General features: G+C 60.7%; 1 protein-coding gene. It reads right to left on the reverse strand.

What is annotated here, in order from left to right:
• Nucleotides 1-407, reverse strand: a 407-nt coding sequence (locus L8I05_RS29460) for an RHS repeat domain-containing protein (RefSeq protein WP_242176733.1), incomplete at both ends; no start/stop codon positions are given.

A 407-nucleotide genomic window follows, 5' to 3' on the forward strand; every position in this document is an offset into this window, starting at 1 on the left:
ACGCCACCAAGCGTCCAGCATCGTCATACTGATACGCCGTCACCGCGCCCAGCGGGTCCTGCTCAACCGTCAGTCGGCCCTTGTCGTCGTAGGATTTGAAGTGCTCAGCACCATCGGGATCAATCCGCTGCACCAGCCGCGCGCGCTGGTCATGGACATACACTTCCTGACTGCCATCAGCGTTGTGAACCGTGACCCTGCCACCGTCCTCCCACACATACCGCGTATCCATCTGCGAAAAGCTGGCCCAGTGCCGAACACACCGAGCCGCCTTACCAGCCCGTTCCCACTCCCAAAAAAAACTCGCCCCACCGGCCAGTTGCCGCTCAAGAATGACGTGCTGCTCGTCGTATCGATAAGCCTCGATTTCGCCTACGGCGTTGGTCGCTGAAACCAGTCGGCCAGCC

Source organism: Pseudomonas sp. MONT-RG-20F-20-E-7-02 (genome assembly GCF_022662395.1).
Classification (GTDB): domain Bacteria; phylum Pseudomonadota; class Gammaproteobacteria; order Pseudomonadales; family Pseudomonadaceae; genus Aquipseudomonas.